The organism is Shewanella sp. LC6 (assembly GCF_006385735.2).
Lineage (GTDB): Bacteria > Pseudomonadota > Gammaproteobacteria > Enterobacterales > Shewanellaceae > Shewanella > Shewanella xiamenensis.
On sequence record NZ_CP043902.1, the window covers coordinates 2,611,994 to 2,634,320 of the forward strand.

Below are 22,327 nucleotides of genomic sequence, written 5' to 3' on the forward strand. Positions count from 1 at the left end.
ATTAGAAGCCCTCCGCTTTGGCAATATTCACAAGGAATGCTTTGTATTCAGGGGTTTGGGTATTGGCATCGCCCACAGATGAAGTTAGTTCGTTAACGATATAACTCTTCTGCGTCAAGGCCTCGTAGCTGCCATGGCGTGGAATACCAATGGTATGGACTTTTTTGCCCTGAACCATCATGGGTTGGAGCCGTTTAGTGACATAGGCCTTAGTGACAATATGCGAGCGCTTAGAGCTCACCTTGACCCAATCACCGTTATTGATGCCCTTTTCCGCCGCCAAGGTTTCATCGATTTCGATAAAGTGCTGTGGCTGGGTAATCGCAGCAAGGTGACAATGTGTGGTCCAGTTGTTGAAGTGCTCCGTCATTGAGTAAGTGGTGCCAACATAGGGGAATTCTTCATTGGTACCAAAGCTTTCACGTAAGCCTTTGAACATCCGCGCCACTGGGTTATTGGTGACCTTAGGGTGCAGCGGATTACTCGCCAGTGGTGATTCGAACGGCTCGTAATGCTCTGGGAATGGGCCATCTTTTAAGTCACGCAGCGCAAATAAGTGGCCAACGCCATCGGCTTGCATGATGAAAGGATGGGCCGATTCTTCGGCATTCAATTTGGCATTAAAGTCTGGCACATCAATGCCCTGCCACTTGTTGTCTTTATACTCGAGCAGTACACGGCTTGGATCGCGCGGCTTACCTTGCACGTCGCAGGAGGCGCGGTTGTACAAGATGCGCCGGTTTGCTGGCCAAGCGAATGACCAATTTGGGGTAATGCCTTTGCCTGATGGATCGCTATTATCGCGACGCGCCATCAAGTTGCCCGCTTCGGTCCACATGCCTGAGTAAACCCAAACACCACATGAGGTTGATCCATCGGCTTTTAACTCGGAGAAACCATTGAGTAACTTACCGGTAGTGAGATCATAACCATTCATCTCCCGCGCGATTTCCTCTGAACTAGGTTCATGTTCGATCGCATAGTCCCATTTAATGGCTTCAATTGGCGCAGGTAAACGACCCCCCTCTTCACGGTATAAACGTTTTAATTCCAACATGATGCCAGAAAGAATTTCAGGATCAGACAAGGCTTCGCCGGGTGGATTTGCGCCCTTAAAGTGCCATTGTAACCAGCGGCTTGAGTTGGCAATTGAACCACTTTCCTCAGCAAAACAGGTCGTGGGTAAGCGGAAGACTTCAGTTTGAATACTGGCGGTATCCACATCGTTAAACTGACCTGCATTGCGCCAGAAAGTGGAGGTTTCGTTTGCAAGTGCATCCAGCACAACTAAGAACTTCAGATTCGATAAGCCCTTAGACACTTTTTGCTTATCGGGCTGAGAGTTAAGCGCGTTGATGCCTTGGATAAAGTAGCCATTGACCTCACCGTGAACCATCATGTCGATTTGCTTGTTGATATCGTACTGTTGGTCCCACTTTGGCAGCCAGTCATAGCCATAATCATTCTCTGCCGTCGCATGTTCACCGAAGAAGGCTTTTAACAACGACACGGTAAAGGCTGGGTAATTGTGCCAATAGTTGGTTTGGTTTGGTCTTAAGGCTTTTGGGGTGTAATGGGCTAAATAGTTTTGTAAATCAACATCTTTATCTTGAGGTAATTTAAGGTAACCCGGTAAGGCTTGGCACAATAACCCTAAGTCCGTTGCGCCTTGAACGTTTGAGTGACCACGCAGTGCATTCACGCCGCCGCCCATGATCCCCATATTGCCAAGCAGCAATTGGATCATCGCCATGGTGCGGATGTTTTGCGCGCCGACGCTGTGCTGTGTCCAACCGAGGGCATACAGGAAGGTGGCGGCTTTATGGTCAAAATGGGTTGTCCCAATTTGCTTACACACTTCAAGATAGGTTTCTTTAGGCGTCCCAGTGATACTGGAAACTGTGTCGGGATCGTAGCGATCAACGTGTTTTTTCAGCAGGTTAATCACGCAACGAGGATGACTTAAGCTTGTGTCGACCTTAGCGTAGCCCTCTTCATCTAACTCATAGAACCAAGTAGATTGGTCGTATTTATGGTTAGCTTCATCGTAGCCACTGAATAAACCTTCATTAAATTCAAAGTCTTCCCGCACGATAAACGAGGCATTGGTATAGGCTTTGACATAGTTAAGGTTGATTTGCTGGGCTTCGAGCAGGTAGCGGATCATGCCGAGTAGGAAGGCAATATCGGTGCCTGAACGAATAGGCGCATATAAATCGGCGACGGCAGCACTGCGGTTAAAGCGCGGATCGACCACAATCAACTTGGCATTGTTGTGCTCCATCGCTTCTGTCACCCAACCAAAACCGACGGGATGCGCTTCGGCAGCGTTACCGCCCATCACAATGGCCAGATCGGTATTTTTCATATCTGCCCAGTGGTTAGTCATAGCGCCGCGGCCAAAGGTGGGCGCCATCGCAGCAGGTGTCGGAGCGTGACAAACGCGGGCGATGTTATCTATGCCTAACATGCCAATGGCACGGCCAAATTTATGGGTAATGTAGCAGCCTTCGTTTGCTTGGGCCGATGAAGTCATCATGCCTAGACTGACTAAGCGGTTAACGGTTTGACCCTGGGCATTTTTTTCAATCAGATTGGCATCACGCTCGTCTTTGATAAGTCTTGCGATACGCTTAAAGGCCTCATCCCAGCTAATGCGCTGCCATTTATCCGAACCAGGTAAACGCACTTCAGGATATTTTAAACGGTGCGGGCTATTCACATAGTCAACCAAGCCAGCGCCCTTAGGACACAGAGCTCCACGGTTAATTGGATTATCGGCATCGCCCTCGATATGAAAAATGCTCTGCTCCGCATTTTTCCCATTACTGCTCTGGCTGTACATCAACAAACCACAACCCACAGAGCAGTAGCAACAATTGTTACGCGTCTCTTTTGCGCGTAGCAATTTAAAACCTCTGACGGATGCAAATGCCTTTTCGGACATCAACCCCAGTGCAGAAATAGCAGAAGTCGCGGCTCCCACAGCACAGAGTTTAAAAAACTGTCGTCTATTCATTGTCATTTCACACACTCTCTTTTATGTGCTCACAAGTTGCAGCGAATACGCTGCATGCTTGAGTAGAGAACTTAACCCTACTCAAGGTGCGAGTATAAAAAAGTGACTAATAATGACAATTTCCGACAGGTGATCGAAATCACATTAAGCTTTCAATGGAATAATATCCTGATATATGTAAGTTTTATTGTGATTGTTGAATTAATATTTTTAAATAATGTTATTTCTCAGGATTTAACTATTTTATTGATATGGACATTTTGATTAGTCATTTTGTCCACTTTGTACCAATTTCTGATAGCTGTAAATCTTATTGTTGATGCGCGTCACAAAAATGGCGTTAGTTGCTCAAATTATGAGTGAAAATACCGATTAGCCGCTTTTTGAGCAAGATCACAATTTAAGGTAAATGATTGGGGCGATAAGCGGCGATTTTGCCTGAAAGCGCGGTAAATCGTTTTTGACTAAGGGATTGGTGAGTGGATTTGATAACAAAATTTGCGCTAAAAACGCTGATGTTTACTTAGATCTAACCGCAAAAACGTGGGGCGGTTACGCCATAAATACCCTGTAATTGATAGATAAACACATCCCCCGCTTGCGGCTCTTGAGCTAATTGCGATGCGTCAAGTGAGTGTTTAGCACTGGTCACGATAAGTAAATCTAATTTTGCGCCGCCAAAGGCGATGCTGGTTGTGTTTGTAACGGGCAATTTGAGGATAAGATCGACTTTACCGTCTGGACGATAGCGTACCACTTGGCCACCGCCCCACTGGGCATTCCAAAGATAACCCGCCGCATCGACATCGGCGCCATCAGGGAAAATGTGATGGCTCGTGCTCGCAAAGAGGCGCTTACGACTCAATAGCCCCTGCTCAATATCAAAATCATATTGATAGATTTGGTGTTTTGGCGAATCAGCATGGTAGAGCGTTCGCCCATCCACGCTCCAGCATAGGCCGTTGGAGATTTCGAGATTTGAGAGGCGCTGGTGGCAATGCCCATTCTCATCCAGACAATACAGGGCTGCCGTTTGTTGCAAAGTATCGCGTCGCTCAACCATAGTGCCGGCCCAAAAACGCCCTTGCCTATCGATGCGACCATCATTAAAGCGATTGCCGGCAAAATGAGATTCTGGCTGCGCCAACCATGTCAGGCTTTGATCTTCAATATTATAAGTCGCAATACCGATATCGAATGCGACGATCAGTGTTGTAGGCTTTGCCGTGAGGCCAAAGGAGCCGACGCGGTGCGGCATGGAGAAAGTATCTAGTGTGCGGGTGGCGAGAGTAAAACGATAAATCACAGAGGAGAGAATGTCAGTCCACCAAATGGATTGGTGTAATTCATCCCATAATACGCCTTCTCCAAGGAGGTTTCCTACTGGGATCGTCATCAACAGCTCGCCAACCGTGACCGTTTGCATTGCGTTACTCAGAAATAAACTCTGTAATCAAGAAAGGCTTAATCTTAAACAACTTATGGGATGAAGCAAGGGTAAAACGTGAATATAGCTTGTGGTTCTTTTAGCTGTCGGGTTATCGCGATAATAGTCGATAAATGACCTTCATAATCGCCAAGATTTAAATATCTTAAGACATTGATTTAAATGCACCATTGAGAGTAATGCCAATCAGTTAAGAGCTGACTGGCCTTTTCTTTTGACTGGGTATTTCCTTGGTTTCGCTATGACACATCGAGGATAAACCCTTAATTCTCGTTGTATCGGTAGTATATGTTGCTCTGTTTCTGCGATTAAACTATCAATTCTTTTAGGAATGGTTCCGGCCAGTGCAAGCGCGGTAGTGAGTTGCATAAAAAAATCCGATGACGAGTGGTCATCGGATTTTGATCTTTTGAATGGGATCGTCAAGCGATCTGGCTTAACTGATCAGTTATTGATTAGATTCGCTAAATAAATCAGCCACATCTTGTTCAGTAATCGCTTCGTCATAGAACTTGATTTCATCGATTGCCCCTTTGAAAGGCGTATCCCAGAAGTTGACCCCGACCGCAAACTTAGTGGTCGGTACTGAGAAGATGTTCGGGAAGTTAGCGCCGGTAAACTTCAATTCACCATTGATATAAACCTTCACATCGCCGCCATTCACTGTGTACGCAAGGTGTGTCCATTGGGATTTTGGCATCACAAAACCGGTTCTACCGTCGTACCATGCTGTGCCTGACCATAATACCATGCGCTCATAATCATTTTGACCGCCAGGTAAGACGCTGGTCCAGCTAGAATCGGTCGCATAACCAAACAAGGCTGTAGTGTACTTATTCAGCTGCTCAGGATTGAGCCACATCGACACTGAGTAGGTGTAGTCTTTGATAAGGTTATTCGGCAATACAATACCAGAGGCACCATCAAAGACCGCCGCCTTGCCTACCGCGCCGTCTATATAGCTGATTTTACCGCCTTCGACACCAATCAGGTTACCCACTAAAGTGCCCGCACCGAAGTTAGCGGTACTGTCGTTAAGATTATCTTCGAAACTGTAAACCGCTACAGGTGTTGGTGGATTCTTAGCTTTTACGGTTGCGGTGAAGACTTTGGTTTGAGTCGCATTACCCAGTTTTAAGGTGGCCGTTAAGGTGACCACCTTGTCTTCTTCACCACGTGCAGGTTGCGTTACGCTTCCATGGGTATCAATAGTCGTTGGATCTGAAGATACCCAAGAAATCGCCGCAGCATAAGGACCCGTTACTGGCAGTTCGATATTTTTACGCACCGCCGATAAGTCGCCTAGCTCCAGAATGGCCGTTGCTGAGGACAAGAGTTCACTGTCGGCTAACTTGTCGATATCGAGGGCTTTGACTTCTTCAGCCGTTAATGCCGCTTCATAGATTTTGAGTTCATCAATTAGGCCGTTGTATGGCAGATCCCAGTAGTTAACGCCAAGACCGAAAACGCCCTGAGCACCCGTAAAGTAGTTCGCAAGGTTACCGCGGCTAAAGCGCTCAACCCCGTTGATAAAGACTTTAACTAGCCCTTTATTGACTGAGAACGCCAGATGCGACCACGTGTTTTCAGCGATGCGCTCGCCGGTTACACCATCAAACCAACTTTCAACCGCCGCACTGCCGCTGGTATCAATATTGTGACTCCAGAACATGGTATTACCGTCCCAACCCTGTGGCAGCATGCTGACCCAAGTATTGGAGAACTTGCTACCATCTTCAGCGGTTTGCTCGTTAACTGCGCCGAAGAATGCCGTGGTAAACCCTGTAATAACCGCAGGACTTGCCCAAAAAGACACTGTGTACTCGTAGCTGGAGATAATGCCCGATGGTAGTAACACCCCATGGGTACCATCGAGTGACAGGGCTTGTCCTTCAAAGCCTGTGGCGTAGCCAATGGCATCGCCCGCTTTGAAGATCCTATCGCCAGTGGGTTGGCCATCACCAAATAAGCCCAAGGAATCCTTGAGGTTATTCTCAAAGCTGTACAGGGCAATACGGTTATAGGTTTTATGGGCAAATACGGTGATTTTGAAGGTTTTAGTCACCTTCTTACCATTGACCATAATCGTCGCGGTTAGGGTGACGACCTTATCGCCCTCGCCCACGTTGGGGCGGATAATGGTACCATCGGCACGGATCACTGATTCGTCGCTCGAATGCCACTCGATAGTTGCCCCACGGGTACCTTGTATCGGTAAGGCGAGCGTGCCTTCGGTGACTTCGGTCGGCAGGCTAATGCCGTTTGCCGATGCCGATAAAATTTCCTCAGTGGTTTTATTGGTGAGCTTCACGCCCCAAATACTCGCCCCATCATTAGAAATGGCGCTAAAGGTAGGCATAAGTTTGTTTTGTTCAGGATCCCATTGCCAGGCGAGTACGCCTTCAAATGTGCCTAAATTGTCTAGCGTTAAGCTGATTTTATTGTCATCACCCTGTTGATAAGTACCAGTCACATCGCCAGATACAGTGCCTTTATTGGTCCAAGTACGGGATAACTTCACATGGACTGATTTATGTGCCGCAGTATTAATATTTTTTGCGTGATTAATGAATTGATAATCACCAGTGACATCGATTTCATCGACAATGTTATCGCCGTTGATCGGTGCATAACGCTGTGGTGAGGCAACTAACCAACCATCGCTGTTGAGAAATAGCTCATGCACGCGCACGCTGTGACCTTCGTCGGTATCGGGGAAGCGCGTATGGAATACCAAGAAGTATTTGCCCGTTTGTGCATCATAAAAAGCTGAGTTGTGGCCGGGTGACAGATAACCGTGATCATGACCCACATCGCCAGGGTGGGCCACAAATTGGAAACCGCCCATCAGTTTGACGCCATAGTCTGCGATATTGCCTGCGGCCGTTGCGCCAATCATGTCGAGCCCAGCTGCATCGACATAGGGACCGTTAGGATTTTTAGAGCGAGAGATACGAATGTTGTAACCGTCTTTTTGGGCAAAACCACCAAAGGAGGTAAACATATAATAGTATTCGGATTCAGGGCTATAGATAACATAAGACCCTTCAATCGCGCTGTAATTGCCCCCCATGATCTTAGTACCATAACCTTGTCCAGCGAGCGGTTTACCCGTTGCTGGATCTAACTGCATCACCCAGATCCCGCCGGAATAGGAACCATAGGTCATCCACAGGCCGCCATCTTTATCGTAAAACACGGCTGGATCAATAGCATTAGGGTCGACATTGCCATCGTAAATTTGACCGTTTGCGCCTGGGTTTTCAGCCCCAATATGCCCAGTCTTCAAGATCAAGCCTTGGTTAACATAGGGACCGAGAATATTGTCAGAAGTCGCCATCCCCAAATAGGAGCGCGATACGCAATCAATCTTATCGGGGCCGCCACAGAAGTCGTAATAGAAATGGTACTTACCGTCAGCAAGCTTTATCACATCCGGCGCCCACGAACCGACAAAGCCGCCCGTCCATGCCGTGCCTTCAGCGATTTCTGACGCATAGGTATTAAACAAGCTGCTCGTGGCGGCACCATCCGAAGCAATTTGTGTCCAGTTCATTAAATCAGTAGAGCTGGCCACCGCTAGGTGGGAGCCAAAAACATAGTAAGTACCATCAGTATCTTTAATGATCGATGGATCATGGACCACTGCATTTTTATAGCTCACCTCACCTGCTATTGTCGGATCCGCCGAAGTCACTGGAGCGGGAGGTGTAAAGGTATTTGTGTCGTTAGCACTATAGCTGCTGTCGTCCCCACCACAGGCGGCAAGTGCCATGATCAAGCTTGCTGACACGAATGAGCGTTTAAGCACCATGAGCGTCGTTCCTTTTATTGTTGTGTTGGATAGTTAGAGGTTAATCGTGTATCAATGCATTACATATTGGTAATACAATACTACTGTAACACTAAAATTACATTAGCACTCTGACGAAAGAAGTAAATATCTTGTGAAAGAGATTTATGATTTTTTGCAAGAAATTAGGCATTAAAGCTAAATATACAATGCGATTTATATTGATTTTGCCGCATATTCACCAATTTACCTACCGTCAAACAGTAAACTATCTCTCTGTTTTGTTTTAAAAATTTAATTTTTTCCTTGTCCATAATTCATTCTAAGAAATGCACTCTCTCTTTATTATCAAAATGAAATAGCAATGTTGACAGGCTAATAGTCATACAATATGATTTTAACACTTTAATAAGATCTTAATTGAGCACTTGAAGCATCATCAGATGCCATGGTGCAAAGTACGCTACAAAATTCTAAATTTTCAGGGACACTGTGGGGATGTCCGTGACTCTGAAGTGGAATAAAAAAGACCGGGACGTCAGATGGTGTCTTAGGCTACCGGGTCAAATAATAAAACTACCGGAGATTAACTAGATGTTTAAACAGACTTATTTGGCAAGTGCGATTCTGCTTGCTCTTGCTAGTCAAGCGACGTATGCAGCAGAACCTGAAGCGACACAATCGCCTCAGGCGGAAGAAACGGCACAGCCCTCTTCTAGCGGTAAAGCGCAAAATAACGAAGAGATGGAGATCATTCAGGTTCAGGGGATCCGCGGTAGTTTAAATAAGGCGGTAGAACTCAAACGTCAAAATATTCAAGTTGTTGATGCCATCATTGCCGAAGATATTGGCAAATTCCCAGATAATAACGTCGTTGAAGCCTTACAACGGGTAACGGGTGTTCAAGTCACCGACCGCGCCTCAGGTGAAGCCAATACTGTAAGCATTCGGGGTTTAACGGATGTGACAACCACAGTGAATGGCCGCCAAATCTTCACCGCCGCAGGCCGTGAAGTGGCAATTGCAGACGTACCAGCGGCATTACTCGGCAGTGTTGAAGTCTTTAAAACACGCTCCTCTTCTCAAGTCGCCAGTGGTATCGCAGGCCAAATTGACATTCGTACCCATAGACCTTTTGATTTTCAAGAAGAAAAAATTTCGGTAGCAGCCAAAGGGATTTACTCTGATCAGCCTGACACTATCGATCCCAATTTCAGTGCTTTAATTAGCGACCGCTGGGATACCAGCATCGGTGAAGTCGGTGCATTAGTTAACGTTTCTTATATTCGTACCAATTACAACGATCAAGTTGTCGCTCCTGGTGCGTCCTTGCCCTATTACGCAGAAACGGGTACACAAATCCCTGATATTTATTGGACCCGCGGTTTAGCTCATGGTCTTGATACATCTGAAGGAGCCTTGATCAACGGTCAAGAATATCTGCTCATGCGTGATGCTGTGTTTCAAAATATGAATAACGGTGAACGTGAGCGTCCAGCACTAAATTTCTCATTGCAATGGGCACCAACTGACACTTCCGAGTACCTTTTTGAAGCATTCTATAACGGTTATCGCAATGATAACTTCAACTCTATGCTCTTTAGCAATGTTGATTCCTCGGCTAATTGGCAGCAAGTGATCAAAGATGGTATCGAAGTTTATGATGGTACCAACGTGGTAAAATCGCGAACTGCATATAACGTTGGCGGCTTTAGCAGTTCAGATCATAGCCACAACGAAACAGATAGTTACGTATTTGCCTTAGGAGGTAAGTGGGACTTTGACAATTTGATCTTAAAGTCTGAAGTTGTCTATCAAACCAGTACCTATGAATCACAATTTCTGGCGATGCGTGGTGTAAGCGCGAATAGCACTCAAACTTTCTACGGCGTTGATGTTGACTATAACGACAAAAGTGGTGGTGTCCCTAGCTGGGTTTATTTAGATAACCCTGACACTGCTATTAATGAATCTGATTTAACGCAATTATCCTTGTGGCAAACTGCAAACGTATACGATAGCGGTGCCAAAGACGAGGGGGATTCAGTTACTTGGACACTCGATGGTGACTATTACCTCGACTACGGTATCTTCACTAAGATGAAGTTTGGTGTACGTGCTGAGCAACGTGGTGCAAAACACGGATTGTACGATGCAGGCTCACTAAACACTAATGTTCTATTTAGTGATCTTGACCCGAACATGTTTACCGTAACTACTGACTTCTTTGATGGCCGTGGAAATGTACCAACTAGCTGGGCTATCGCTAACGGTAACTATCTGTATGCTAATCGTTCTGCTATTGAAACGATGTACGGTGCAGATGAACAAGCTCTTGCTATGTATACTAACTATGACATCACTGAAAAATCATACGCTGCGTATATCCAAAGTGATTTTGAAACTGAGTTATGGGGTAAGCAAGTCGATGGTCAAATCGGCCTACGTTACGAGAAAGCCGATGCTGATATGGATTTCTGGGAACGCAAAAAATATGCTACTGAGGATGTCGTTGATGACATTCGATATTATCTCGTGCATGACACCGATACCAATGGAAGTGCGGAGTTATTACCAAGCTTAATGGTACGCTTCTGGTTAACGGATGAACTGGTTGCACGTTTTGCCTACACTGAAACGATTCGTCGCCCCGCCTTTGGTGATTTAACCACTGCGATTTCCTATACAGAAGACTTAACAAAGCTTGGATTCGGTCAAGCTTCAAGTGGTAACTCTAAGTTAGAACCAACTACTTCACAAAACTATGATTTCTCATTGGAATATTACTTTGGTGAGGGATCTTCTATTTTCGGTACTTATTTCCGTCGTGATATTGAAGGTTTTGTATTTAACTCAGTATCGACTATCACTCGTGAAGTTGATGGTGAAACAAAAAAATATCTTTTAAGCCGACCAGAAAACTCTTCGAATGGAAAACTAAGTGGTTATGAACTTGGTGCGGTGTATTTCCCTAAAAATATGCCTAGTTACCTAGATGGTTTAGGTACTCAAGTGAGTGCAACCTTCTTAGATTCTAGCCAAGACATCCCAGAGTTTGATAGTGAAAGTGGTGAGCAAATTGCAACTACAACACGAGATTTATTTGGTGTATCAGATACCTCAATGAGTGCTGTATTGATTTATGATAAAGACGTTTATAGTGCTCGCCTCTCTTACACCTGGCGTGACAAATTCTTATCTGCTTATGACGCAGGTAGCTTCGCAATGCCTCGTGGCATTTATCGTAAGCCGGAGCAATCGCTTGACTTCCAATTTAGCTATAACGTAACAGATGAATTTGTACTAACCTTCGATGCGACAAATATTCTTGATGATATCTATCAAGAATACTATGAAGACTCAGTACTCTATAACCGCACGAATAGTATCTACACCCGAACGTTTGCCCTCGGTGCGCGTTACTCCTTCTAATTGACCACTGTTGTTTAAACCGAAAAAGCTAATCCAGTGATTAGCTTTTTCTTTTTATATCAAATAAATGGCGAGATTTTTACTCGATCTTTCTAATGCTTATCCATCAAATTGCTTTTGTCTGAGCCCAAGCTTTGCTAGTTTATCTTTCTTTTCTTCCTTGAATATTGGCTATGCACACCGCTTGGTTCGATTTTAATCTGATCCCTATCGATATATTCACGCTGTTAACCTTAGGCTCGGCCTTTACTGCATTTTTTACCGCCTGTTTTGGTATTGGCGGTGGTGTGATGTTATTGGGCGTGATGGCGCAAGTGCTTCCGCCTCAAGTGATTATTCCCCTACACGGCGTAGTGCAATTGGGCTCTAACTTAGGACGAGCCCTATTGGGATGGCAACATATTCAATGGCGAATTATCAGGGTATTCTTACCGGGGGCGCTCATTGGTGCCGCGCTGGGCAGCTTAGTCTTAGTGGCGATCCCCCCTACGGTGATGTATCTCACCATTGCCCTATTTATCTTGTACTCCTGTTGGGGCCCCAAAATACCTCGTGTAGTACTGGGTACTATGGGCATGTTAATTGCGAGTGGGATAACGACCTTTATCTCATTATTCGTTGGGGCAACTGGCCCTTTGGTTGCGGCGTTTATCAAGCAGTTAGAGATTGATCGATTTCGTACCGTAGCCACTTTTGCAATGGTTATGTCCTTACAACATGGGATGAAAATTATCGTTTTTGAGGGTGTTGATATCCCCATACTCCCATGGTGGCCACTGTTCGTTTGTATGATTATCAGTGGCGGTATTGGAACATGGCTAGGCTTTAAGATGCTTACTCGAGTAACAGACAAACATTTCAATTTAGCTTTTGATTTGATTCTCACGCTACTGGCTATACGACTGTTATGGCAGGCCATGACTGGATAAAAAGAGCCGGGATAAAAAAGAGCAGTAATTGCATACACAATTACTGCTCTGGTGCCGAGCAAACTAGGCTCAACCAAGATGCCGTTAAGCGACCTCAACTTAAACGACATTACAAGCAAGCGTTTATACCCAAGCTACCTGAAGATACGAGTTTCAGAGTGCCTAGGGGCTTCAATTCAAGGCGCATCAATGAAAAAATCGACCACCTTTTGAATTGATGTAACACAGAAATGGAGTGCCCTAGGCTCTCCGTCCCGGCGGGTTTTAACGTATTTTATGCTGTGTTGGTTATTTTTAACTTAGTTCACTAGGTTCTCAAATAACCGCCTTGCCTAAAGTGCGTTAAACTCCCGCTGAATCCTATATCTTCAGGTTGTTTGGGTATGACCACCGCCGTGGTGATGCTCAGTTATTTCAAAGGGATGAATTATTTCACCTCTCTAAAGTAAAACTGTTGTGAAATGGTGTTTTTCCACACGTCTTCCACTATGTTATCGCCGTTGGCATAGGAGCCATTGGCCACTTTCATGGATGAACCGCCCTTACGGGACACCAGCCTTAATGAGCCATTGGGCATCAATTCGCTGCGGAACTCACTGTCGATTGTATTACAAGCCCCTAGCTCCAGATTACCTTCGTTGGTCACAAGGCATTGTTGCGCCTTGTTGTTTGAAAGTTGGATGGATTGCAAACGGTAAAATCCATCAGTTGTCGGCACTGCTTGCCACTGCTGACAGGCATCGCCGGTGTATTCAAACTGAACAACATTGGCATTCGGTTTAAGCTGACATTGTTCGGCGCTGACTACTCGGCCGCTATGGGCGTTGACTATGGCAAATGTTGAGACTGGCTCAATCCGCCAATCGGTGCATTCACTGACACGGTTTTCGCCCGCAATCACGTCGGTACCGGCCTTTTTACTGCAATTTTTCGCCTGTAAATTACCGATGGAGCGATCGTTTGCAAAGCGGAACCAGCCTTCACGAGTCGAATCCACCGACCAACGCTGACAACGGGAGGCGACCCAAGGCGCTGTATTCAGTGCCGTTGAAGACTCATCTTGGCACTGAGCCTGAGTTAAAAAGGTTCCCTGCCCCACATTGGCAAAGCGATATAGGCCATCGTTACTCGGATCAATTACCCATTGGCTGTTGTCATCGTTGCACTTACCGACACTGACCTGGCCCTTGGCATTGGTCACTAGGCATTGACCGACTTCACGGCTCACAATGCGGTATTTCACGCCTTCCACTTGAGTGGTTATCGGGCCAAACTCGCCACTTGGGACAGGCAATTGCTTTTTATCCGCCATCGGTTCACCAAATTTAGGCAAGCCTTTGTTATCCCATGTAAAGGGTTGAGCGCGTGCCGCACGGGTGCCACTACAGCCGTCGGAAGCCGAGGAGTTGCCATGGTATATAAGCCAATCTTCTTTCCCATCGGGTGACTTGAAGAAACCATGATGCCCAGGGCCATAGACACCATTGGCTTTGCTAAAGAAAGGCTTGTCGTACTTAGTCCATGCGGCGGGATCCATGGGATCGTCACCAGTGAGTTCGACCACGGCTAAGGAATAATCCTCAGTGTTACAAAAACTTGCCGAGTGAACTAAAAAGGTTCTGCCCTCGTGCTGAATGATCTCTGGGCCTTCATTGACGTTTAAGCCTGATTTTTCCCAGTCGTGAATAGGTGCGGTAATCACCTTATGTTCGCCCTCGACGGTCCAAGGGTTGCTCATCTTGGCAATCAAGTTCACTTGATCTTGGCCGTGCCATTCGGACCAGAGAAAATATAACTGGCCTTTATACTCCAAATAGCTGCCGTCGATATTCCAGTGATCGGGCATTGGCGTGCCCTTAAACTTGTATGGCCCCATGGGGTCACTGCCTTCACTCTCGAGGATATGGTTACGCTGGCCATCGAAGTGTTCTGCCACGCCCGAAGTGTAAATCACATACCAACGTAGTCCCTGCGCAGTTTGTAGAGGGTGGAATTCGAATGCCCAAAAGTTACAGCAGTTGGACTTATCGGTGCCGCTCCAAATATTGTGGGCCGGCGCATCGGCAAGCCCAGCTATGGTGGGCGATTTACGCATCACCAGCTCTGAGGTCCAAGTCGTAGTGGTCAGATAATAGTTACCATTGTGGTATTCGAGCCAAGGATCGGCCCCATTTCGAAATAACGGATTCGCAAAGGTCGCTGCGGTAATGCGGTTTTCATCCGCGCCTTTCACACTTTCCGCTGCATGTAGGTTACCTGCCCCCAAGCAGGTCGCACTAAGTCCCATGGCCAACGCAAGCGTAGCCATTCGTTTGTTGATTGTGTGAGTCATTATTATTTTGTTCCTTCGGGTGCAACTAATACGCTCTGGTATTGATTGAGCACCTTAGGATCGACCACGGGCCAACCTTGGCGCCAGCTCAGTTCCGCCATCTTGAGTTTTTGTAAGCCATTATCGGCGGATTCATAGGCATGAAAGACTAAGTAATCTTTACCATCGAAGTTATAAACACTGTTATGGCCCAATCCAGGCCAGTCCTTAGTGCCATGCAGTAATACTGAGCCACCGCCCTGTGCCATGTCTTTACCCTCTTTATCGAGGTAAGGCCCAGTCACCGTTTTGGCTCGGCCCACGGCTAAGTGATAGGTGCTGTCATCCCCACGGCAGCAAAGGCCATAGGAGACAAAAAGATAGTAATAGTCATCTTTTTTATAGATAAAAGGCGCTTCGATTTGTGCAGGACCTGGCTCCGTTTCGGCAACTAACGCGGGGCGTTCTAACTTGGCTAGCGTGTGCCATTCTTCAGGCTTGGCAATGGAGATACAGTCTGGGTTGAGCTTGACCAGTTTTAACCCTTGCCAAAAGGAGCCAAAGCTCATCCAAGGCGTGCCCTTTTCATCGACAATAATATTGGGATCAATCGCGTTCCATGCATCACGATTTGGCACTGATTGAATAACGATCCCCTTATCTGCCCACTGATAGTCCTTTGAGTTTTTGTCGAGGGTTTTATTGACTGTCACGCCAATGGCAGAGGTGTTTTTACCAAAGGCTGATACTGAGTAATACAGATAGAACAAGCCGTTATGCTCAATAATATCCGGTGCCCATAAATGGCCATTAAACCCTGATGCCACCTCACTCGCCCAGCTAGGTTCGGTCTCAAATACTCGACCCGCCAGCGTCCAATGGATTTTATCTTTTGAGGAATAATAGGTAATGCCAGGGCCAGTGCTAAAGAGATAGTACTGCCCGTTCTCTTTCGCCATCACAGGATCATGAATACTCACCTGCTTGGCACTTACTTGGCCTAGGGTTCCCAATATGCCCAGCAGCGCACAATTGAGCATCTTAAGGTGACGTTTTAGAGCTGTTTTCGGTGTGATTCTTATGGCTGGCATTAATTCTCCTTATTACCTCATCCTATTTAATAAAATAGCTATTATGCTATTGTATGATGAATCAAGTTATCATACTATCGGACAAGGAAGTAACAATCAAATGCAAAAAAATTAACAGGAGAAAAATGTGTTAACATTGCGGATGCGGTAAATCGCAAAATAACACAATAACTCACTGTTTATAATAAATATAATAAGGATTTCTGATGAGTTCTCATAAATTGTCAGTCATTGAAAAGATCGGTTACGGCTCCGGGGACATGGCCGTTAACGTGGTGATTTCGTCAATGATGTTAATTATTACCTTCTTTTATACCGATATTTTTGGGTTAAAGCCCGCCGATGTCGGGATTTTGTTCCTGCTGGTCCGGCTTATCGATGCCATTACCGATCCTTTAATGGGCATTATTAACGATAAAGTGACCACCCGCTGGGGAAGATATCGCCCCTACTTCCTGTTTATGGCGATTCCCTTTGGTATTTCGGTCTTCTTAACCTTCTCAACCCCGGATTGGGATTACAATGCCAAGCTTATCTGGGCCTATTCGACCTATATTCTGGTCACTATCATCTTTACCACCGTCACTATTCCATATATTTCGATTATCAGTGTGATCACCGACGATCCGAAAGAGCGTTTATCCGCCAATGGTTATCGTTTGTTCTTCGCCAAAATTGCCGCCTTTTTAGTGACCATTATCGTGCCTATGTTAGCGTCGTCTTGGGGCGGTGATAACATTGCCGCGGGTTATCAAAAAGCCATGGGCGTGATGGCATTAATGGCAACACTGTTGTTTTTATTTTGCTTTTTCACGACCACAGAGCGCGTGGCTTATAAGGTTGAAACTAAGCCTGTCGCCATGCAACTGCGATTATTGTTTAAAAACGATCAATGGCTAGTGTTAACTGCGATTTGTGTGATTGGCACCATTGGCTATGTGATCCGCGGCTCGGTAGCTGCCTACTACGCCACCTACTACTTGGGCGGCGATGCCAAAATGCTCTCGGCATTTCTATCGACCGGTGTGGGCGCAGCGATTCTGGCCATGGTGGCTTCGACTTGGATCACTAAGCGTTACTGCAAACTTAAACTCTTCCGTTACAGCCAGATCGCGGTTGGGATCTTAAGCGTCATTATGTTCTTTGCCGTGCAACCGGGGGACATAGTGCTGGCCTTCGTACTCTATTTTGCGATTTCATTTGTGGTGGATTTACATGCGCCTGTCTTCTGGTCGGTGATTTCCGAGTCGGTGGATTATGGCACAGTCAAAACGGGCCACAGGGTCTCTGGCCTTGCCTTTGGCGGGATCTCATTCGCCCAAAAAGCGGGAATGGGCGCGGCGGGATTTGTGGTCGGTATGCTGCTGACCTACTTCAACTATCAACCCGGTGAAACCCAAAGCGAGTTTGCGTTGACCGGCATTTCGTTAATGTTGACGGTGATCCCTGGCGCATTCCACGCGCTGATGGGCTTACTGATGTTCAAATATAAGATTTCTGACCGCGTGTATGAAGAAATCAAACAGGCTTTACCCGAGCAGGCCCATTCAAGCCAAACGGACGCCAACTTGACGTCTAAGGCTCTAGCCTCTAGCACTGAAGCCTCTAAGGCCATAACGTCTAAGACTGCTGCGCCTCAAGTATCGGCGTAATCTATCTGCGATAACACCATAAACCCCTACCCAGGGGCTTTTTTATCACGCAAAAACTGAGTTAATCCAAACGTAAAACTCCAATCCGTATAATAAGGGAGCCAAGATGAACACTGCCCGATTGTTTGGCCTTTGCCTGTTATTGCCATTAACTTGCCCATTCGTATCCCAGCTAAGTTTTGCTAGCCTTACCCCCATTCCCCTAAACGATGTGCGTCTCACTGCCGGGCCGTTTCTGCATGCCCAGCAGACCGATTTGGCTTACATCATGTCGATGGATCCCGAGCGACTACTGGCTCCTTACCGTAAGGAAGCGGGAATCGCGACTACCGCCGACAACTACCCCAATTGGGAAAATACGGGCCTTGATGGCCATATCGGTGGGCATTATCTATCGGCATTGGCCTTAATGTATGCTGCTACGGGCGATCAGGCGGTGCTTGAACGACTCAACTACATGGTGGCCGAGTTGGAAAAGTGTCAACAGGCCCATGGCAATGGTTACGTGGGCGGTGTCCCCCATGGAGATAAATTATGGCAGCAGGTCGCCGCTGGTCATATTGAAGCGGATCTGTTTACGCTCAACCAATCATGGGTGCCTTGGTATAACCTGCATAAGGTATTTGCCGGCCTGCGGGATGCCTATCTTTATACTCAAAATCCTACGGCGAAGAAAATGCTCGTCGGTTTTGCCGAGTGGATGCTGGATTTAAGTCGCAATCTAACTGATGAGCAGCTGCAGCTTATGCTGCGCACCGAATACGGTGGCTTAAATGAAACCTTAGCGGATGTGTACAGCATTACAGGTCAAAACAAATACTTAAATCTTGCGAATCGCTATACGGATCAAAGCCTGTTACAACCCCTGTTGCAGCATCAAGATAAACTGACGGGCCTACATGCCAATACACAAATTCCTAAAATTGTGGGAGTGGCACGTATTGCCGCGCTGAGTCATAACAAGGCGTGGTTAGAGAGCGCCGATTACTTTTGGCAGCAAGTGGTTCACCAGCGCAGCGTTTCCATCGGTGGCAACAGTGTGCGCGAGCATTTTCATCCTAGCGAAGACTTCAGCAGTATGCTCGATTCGGTAGAAGGCCCTGAGACCTGCAATACCTACAACATGCTGAAACTGTCTAAATTACTCTATGAAAACAAACGTGATTTACGTTATATCGATTACTACGAGCGCGCGCTCTACAACCATATTCTCTCGTCCCAGCATCCGCAAACTGGCGGCCTAGTGTATTTTACGCCAATGCGCCCAGACCATTACCGCGTCTATTCCTCGGCGCAGGAAAGTATGTGGTGTTGTGTTGGTTCCGGTATCGAAAACCATGCTAAATACGGCGAGCTCATCTATGCCGAGGAGGACAACAATCTGTTTGTGAACCTGTTTGTCGATTCCGAGGTCAACTGGAAAGCCAAGGGCATCAGCCTTAGCCAAAAAACTCAGTTTCCCGATGACAATACTTCGCAGGTGATTATCCATCAGAAGGCGGACTTTACCCTCAATCTGCGCTATCCCACATGGGCTAAGGGTGATGTGGCCGTGAGTATTAATGGCGAGCCACAAAGGTTTAAAACGACTCAAGGGCAATATATTCCCTTAACGCGGCACTGGCGTAAGGGCGATAGCGTGACCATCACCTTACCGATGGACATTAGTCTCGAGCAGCTGCCTGATAAAACCGCCTATTACTCAGTACTCTATGGGCCAATTGTGTTAGCGGCAAAAACCGCGCCTATCGCCAATGAAGCCTTAAATTTTATCGGTGATGCCAGTCGCATTGGGCATATTGCCAGTGGCCCTATGTGCGAACCCAGTCAGGCGCCGATTTTTATCAGCGATGGTACCCGCTTTTTAACCGATATCCGCCGTGAGCCCATGAGTCAGTTGCAATTTACCACCGGGAAAGCTCGTACAAATCAAGCGAGCCCAATCACGCTGATCCCCTTCTTTCGTCTGCATGACAGCCGCTATACCTTGTATTTTGGCCAGAGCGCTCCCGATGAATGGCAGCAGAAACAGCAAGCGTTAGCTCAAAAAGCCCAGATGGAAGCCAAGCTGATGGCGCAAACCTTAGATAGTGTGCAGCCCGGTGAGCAGCAACCTGAGTCGGATCATTTCTTTAAGGCATCAAAGAGTGAAGCGGGCCTTAATGGTAATCGCCATTGGCGCCATGCCCAGGATTGGTTTAGCTATCAACTCGATGCCAAAGGTGAACCGCAACCCATATTGCGCTTAACTTACTTTGGTTTGGATGCAGGGCGACGTTTTGATATTTTGATCAACGATAAACGCCTTGCCGAAGTCACTCTGCCTGCCGATAAGGGGCCAACATTTTATAGTGTCGACTACCCTATTCCCGCCGATATGCTTTTGGATAGTACAGTGCCCTTCAGGGTGAAATTTGTGGCAAAACCGGGCTCGATTGCTGGCGGTTTATATGAGGTGCGCCTGCTAAAAAGCGAGCCAACCTCGACTCAGTAAGCGAGCATCCCGAGCTCATATAAAAACTCGGGCTCAAAACACTGATTCAGATAAGGGAAAGTGAAACGCTTTCCCTTGTTTTTATCCCCTTACCCAGAGTTTCTACGCTTGGCACTACCTGATGTTTGCTGGTGGCCTATGCGACTCGCCGTAAATATCAGCCACTACCTGTCAATATTGAGTGGGACCTCGTAGGTAACAGACGAAATAAGCAAGTTGTGTTGAAAATTTTTGTTAGCAATATTCAACGCCATTGCTGATAAAAACTAGCGGCCATCTCTTTGTTATTGCAACTTTGAACAAAATAATCGATATCAACATCGCTTTGATCGCCAAACCAGACGGAGAACAATATTGCCTGCGGGTTTAGCGGGCGCATGGCTTTAACCTCATTGAGCGCCCTGACTAATATGGCGTACAAGGCTTTAAGGTAAGCATCAAATGCCTCTTCGGACTCAAGCGCTTCAGCGTCCTCAAGCAGCAATTGAAGTTTGTCGTTAACTGCCTCAAAAATGTCTTCATTTTCATTGTGATGTGGAGAGTCGCAGGCCGACCAGCGCAGCGTTTGCTTAAGCTGTGCGAGGGATTTATGCCGAAAACGATGAGCGTTTTGATATTGCTCTGCGACGGCCGTCAGGCCTTCCTCGGTGAAAAGGGTGACGCCTAAATATTCCACTAAGGGCGTGCTGTACAAGCAAAAACCGTAGAGGGTCTGCGCCGGATATTCTGACAGCCACCAATCGTAATATTTCGCAAGTGCCTGTGTTATTTCCTGAGTAAATTCATCCATTCTTGCTTCAATATTTGCACTAAGTTTGTCCTTGTTTATCGCCATTTCCCTACTCCTCGAACTTGGCAAAATCATCATCACTGACATTCACTTTCACACGCAGGCAGTACTTCTGCCCACAATGTGAATGCTCGGGCGGTAATATAACATCAATAGGTTCAAAGGTTGCATCGGTTAAGTGATTGGAATAGCTTGTTTTGCGTGCGATCCTAAACAATAGCGCTTCACCTAAGCAGCAATAGCGCTTCAGTCAGGCATAAAAAAGCGGGGCTGCTGAAGCATGCCCCGCGGGTATCACATCATATGTGGTGGCAAATCAATTAGTAGAGGTTGAACAAGGGACGCCCGCTCTCATCAAATGACACCGCTAACGTTCGCGCATGGCGATTGGGATCATAGAGTGGATCTTTAATTATTTGCGCTAATGGACGGGTATCTGTGTTAGGTACCACACTTGGGTCGCCCTCTGCATGTTCATAATCACGGGCATGGTACACACAGATGGGCGTTACGCCATCTTCAGCCACGGTGAAACTGTTATGACCAGGGCCGAAGATTTGCTTGTCGACATCAGTGCACAGCACTGGCTGGCGGGTTTTCTTCCATGAGTTACGATCGAGCAAATCAGCATGCTCATCGGCCTCCATATAACCCATGCAATAACAAGCACCTGTGGCGCTGGCCGAGAAAGTAATAAAAATTTTCCCCTGATGTTTAAGCACTGCAGGCCCTTCGTTAACCCAAAAATCGACTCGTTCCCAATCGTAATCTGGGGTGGTGAGCATGAATTGCGCCGTCTTTAACTTGATGGGCGATGCCATTTCCGCTAAATAAAGGTTGGATGCCGCAAATTGACCGCCGGTTTTCTCCGCCCAGCAGAAGTAACGCTTACCGTTGTTTTCAAAAATGGTCGCATCTAAGGAAAAGTCGATAAATGACTTATTATCACCATCGGCCGCCTGCATCATGCCAAGTTCAATCCATTCATCATTCAAGGGATCTTGCCCTTGGCACTCAAGCACATAGGGGCGTAAGGCCCAAATATTTTCTTCTTCGCTGGCCGCAAAGTAGATGTACCATTTGCCGTCGATATAATGGATCTCGGGTGCCCATACGTGGCGGCTCATCGGGCCGCTTTGGTGTTTAAACCAGATATCGAAGGTTTGGGCGTCTTTCAAGCCGTCTAAGGTCTTGGATTTACGCAGTTCAATCCGATCGTAGGTCGGAACAGAGCCCGTAAAGTAGTAATAACCGTCGCTATGTCGATACACAAAGGGATCGGCGCGCTGCTCGACTAGGGGGCTGTTTGTTGCTCTTATCATGGAAAACCTGTCTATTTCGATTACTTAAGTGTGCGGTTCGTGTCTGT

At 46.7% G+C, this 22,327-nt stretch carries 12 protein-coding genes; 4 read left to right on the forward strand and 8 right to left on the reverse strand.

Translation table 11 applies throughout. The features are described 5' to 3' along the window. Position 1: 1 nt before the first annotated feature. The 3 genes from fdnG to FJD32_RS11925 form a co-directional block, all read right to left on the reverse strand. Positions 2-3,019 carry a formate dehydrogenase-N subunit alpha gene (fdnG, locus tag FJD32_RS11915; protein ID WP_140907339.1) on the reverse strand — a complete coding sequence of 1,006 codons (3,018 nt, stop codon included), beginning with the start codon at positions 3,017-3,019 and terminating at the stop codon, positions 2-4. A gap of 529 nt (positions 3,020-3,548) precedes the next feature. Beyond that, the gene (locus FJD32_RS11920) at positions 3,549-4,445 is read right to left on the reverse strand and encodes an SMP-30/gluconolactonase/LRE family protein (RefSeq protein WP_088585576.1); all 897 of its coding nucleotides are present in this window, start codon (positions 4,443-4,445) and stop codon (positions 3,549-3,551) included. Between the two features lie 469 nt (positions 4,446-4,914). Beyond that, on the reverse strand, positions 4,915-8,280 hold the full coding sequence (locus tag FJD32_RS11925; RefSeq protein WP_122040735.1) for a LamG-like jellyroll fold domain-containing protein: 3,366 nt from the start codon (positions 8,278-8,280) through the stop codon (positions 4,915-4,917). A gap of 573 nt (positions 8,281-8,853) precedes the next feature. On the opposite strand from FJD32_RS11925, the gene FJD32_RS11930 reads away from it, so the two are divergent. Together FJD32_RS11930 and FJD32_RS11935 are read left to right on the forward strand one after the other, a co-directional pair. After that, positions 8,854-11,691 carry a TonB-dependent receptor gene (locus tag FJD32_RS11930; protein ID WP_140907330.1) on the forward strand — a complete coding sequence of 946 codons (2,838 nt, stop codon included), beginning with the start codon at positions 8,854-8,856 and terminating at the stop codon, positions 11,689-11,691. Between the two features lie 173 nt (positions 11,692-11,864). Continuing rightward, positions 11,865-12,620 carry a sulfite exporter TauE/SafE family protein gene (locus FJD32_RS11935; RefSeq protein ID WP_088585578.1) on the forward strand — a complete coding sequence of 252 codons (756 nt, stop codon included), beginning with the start codon at positions 11,865-11,867 and terminating at the stop codon, positions 12,618-12,620. Positions 12,621-13,047: 427 nt separating this feature from the next. Here the strand turns inward: FJD32_RS11935 and FJD32_RS11940 are convergent, their stop codons facing one another. Continuing rightward, positions 13,048-14,952, reverse strand: coding sequence for a family 43 glycosylhydrolase (locus FJD32_RS11940; protein ID WP_088585579.1), 1,905 nt, complete (start codon positions 14,950-14,952; stop codon positions 13,048-13,050). A 2-nt stretch (positions 14,953-14,954) separates the two neighbouring features. After that, positions 14,955-16,022, reverse strand: a complete 1,068-nt coding sequence (locus tag FJD32_RS11945) for an arabinan endo-1,5-alpha-L-arabinosidase (RefSeq protein ID WP_088585580.1) — start codon at positions 16,020-16,022, stop codon at positions 14,955-14,957. 206 nt (positions 16,023-16,228) lie between these two features. Here FJD32_RS11945 and FJD32_RS11950 point away from each other — a divergent pair, with 206 nt between their 5' ends. Next, on the forward strand, positions 16,229-17,674 hold the full coding sequence (locus FJD32_RS11950; RefSeq protein WP_140907329.1) for an MFS transporter: 1,446 nt from the start codon (positions 16,229-16,231) through the stop codon (positions 17,672-17,674). Between the two features lie 106 nt (positions 17,675-17,780). Continuing rightward, entirely contained in the window at positions 17,781-20,168 is a 2,388-nt protein-coding gene (locus FJD32_RS11955) for a glycoside hydrolase family 127 protein (RefSeq protein WP_140907328.1), read from the forward strand. A 244-nt stretch (positions 20,169-20,412) separates the two neighbouring features. Here the strand turns inward: FJD32_RS11955 and FJD32_RS11960 are convergent, their stop codons facing one another. From FJD32_RS11960 to FJD32_RS11970, 3 genes are all read right to left on the reverse strand, one after another. Then, positions 20,413-21,003, reverse strand: coding sequence for a DUF4303 domain-containing protein (locus FJD32_RS11960; protein WP_088585583.1), 591 nt, complete (start codon positions 21,001-21,003; stop codon positions 20,413-20,415). A 4-nt stretch (positions 21,004-21,007) separates the two neighbouring features. Further along, a complete protein-coding gene (locus FJD32_RS11965) occupies positions 21,008-21,175 on the reverse strand; it encodes a hypothetical protein (protein WP_181159853.1) in 168 nt (55 codons plus the stop codon). 103 nt (positions 21,176-21,278) lie between these two features. Next, on the reverse strand, positions 21,279-22,280 hold the full coding sequence (locus tag FJD32_RS11970; protein WP_088585584.1) for a family 43 glycosylhydrolase: 1,002 nt from the start codon (positions 22,278-22,280) through the stop codon (positions 21,279-21,281). Between the last annotated feature and the right edge of the window lie 47 nt (positions 22,281-22,327).

Excerpts from the sequence above, each read along its gene's own strand:
- fdnG (WP_140907339.1), bottom strand. The coding sequence starts at position 3,019 with ATGAATAGACGACAGTTTTTTAAACTCTGTGCTGTGGGAGCCGCGACT.
- FJD32_RS11920 (WP_088585576.1), bottom strand. The coding sequence starts at position 4,445 with ATGCAAACGGTCACGGTTGGCGAGCTGTTGATGACGATCCCAGTAGGA.
- FJD32_RS11925 (WP_122040735.1), bottom strand. The coding sequence starts at position 8,280 with ATGGTGCTTAAACGCTCATTCGTGTCAGCAAGCTTGATCATGGCACTT.
- FJD32_RS11930 (WP_140907330.1), top strand. The coding sequence starts at position 8,854 with ATGTTTAAACAGACTTATTTGGCAAGTGCGATTCTGCTTGCTCTTGCT.
- FJD32_RS11935 (WP_088585578.1), top strand. The coding sequence starts at position 11,865 with ATGCACACCGCTTGGTTCGATTTTAATCTGATCCCTATCGATATATTC.
- FJD32_RS11940 (WP_088585579.1), bottom strand. The coding sequence starts at position 14,952 with ATGACTCACACAATCAACAAACGAATGGCTACGCTTGCGTTGGCCATG.
- FJD32_RS11945 (WP_088585580.1), bottom strand. The coding sequence starts at position 16,022 with ATGCCAGCCATAAGAATCACACCGAAAACAGCTCTAAAACGTCACCTT.
- FJD32_RS11950 (WP_140907329.1), top strand. The coding sequence starts at position 16,229 with ATGAGTTCTCATAAATTGTCAGTCATTGAAAAGATCGGTTACGGCTCC.
- FJD32_RS11955 (WP_140907328.1), top strand. The coding sequence starts at position 17,781 with ATGAACACTGCCCGATTGTTTGGCCTTTGCCTGTTATTGCCATTAACT.
- FJD32_RS11960 (WP_088585583.1), bottom strand. The coding sequence starts at position 21,003 with ATGGCGATAAACAAGGACAAACTTAGTGCAAATATTGAAGCAAGAATG.
- FJD32_RS11970 (WP_088585584.1), bottom strand. The coding sequence starts at position 22,280 with ATGATAAGAGCAACAAACAGCCCCCTAGTCGAGCAGCGCGCCGATCCC.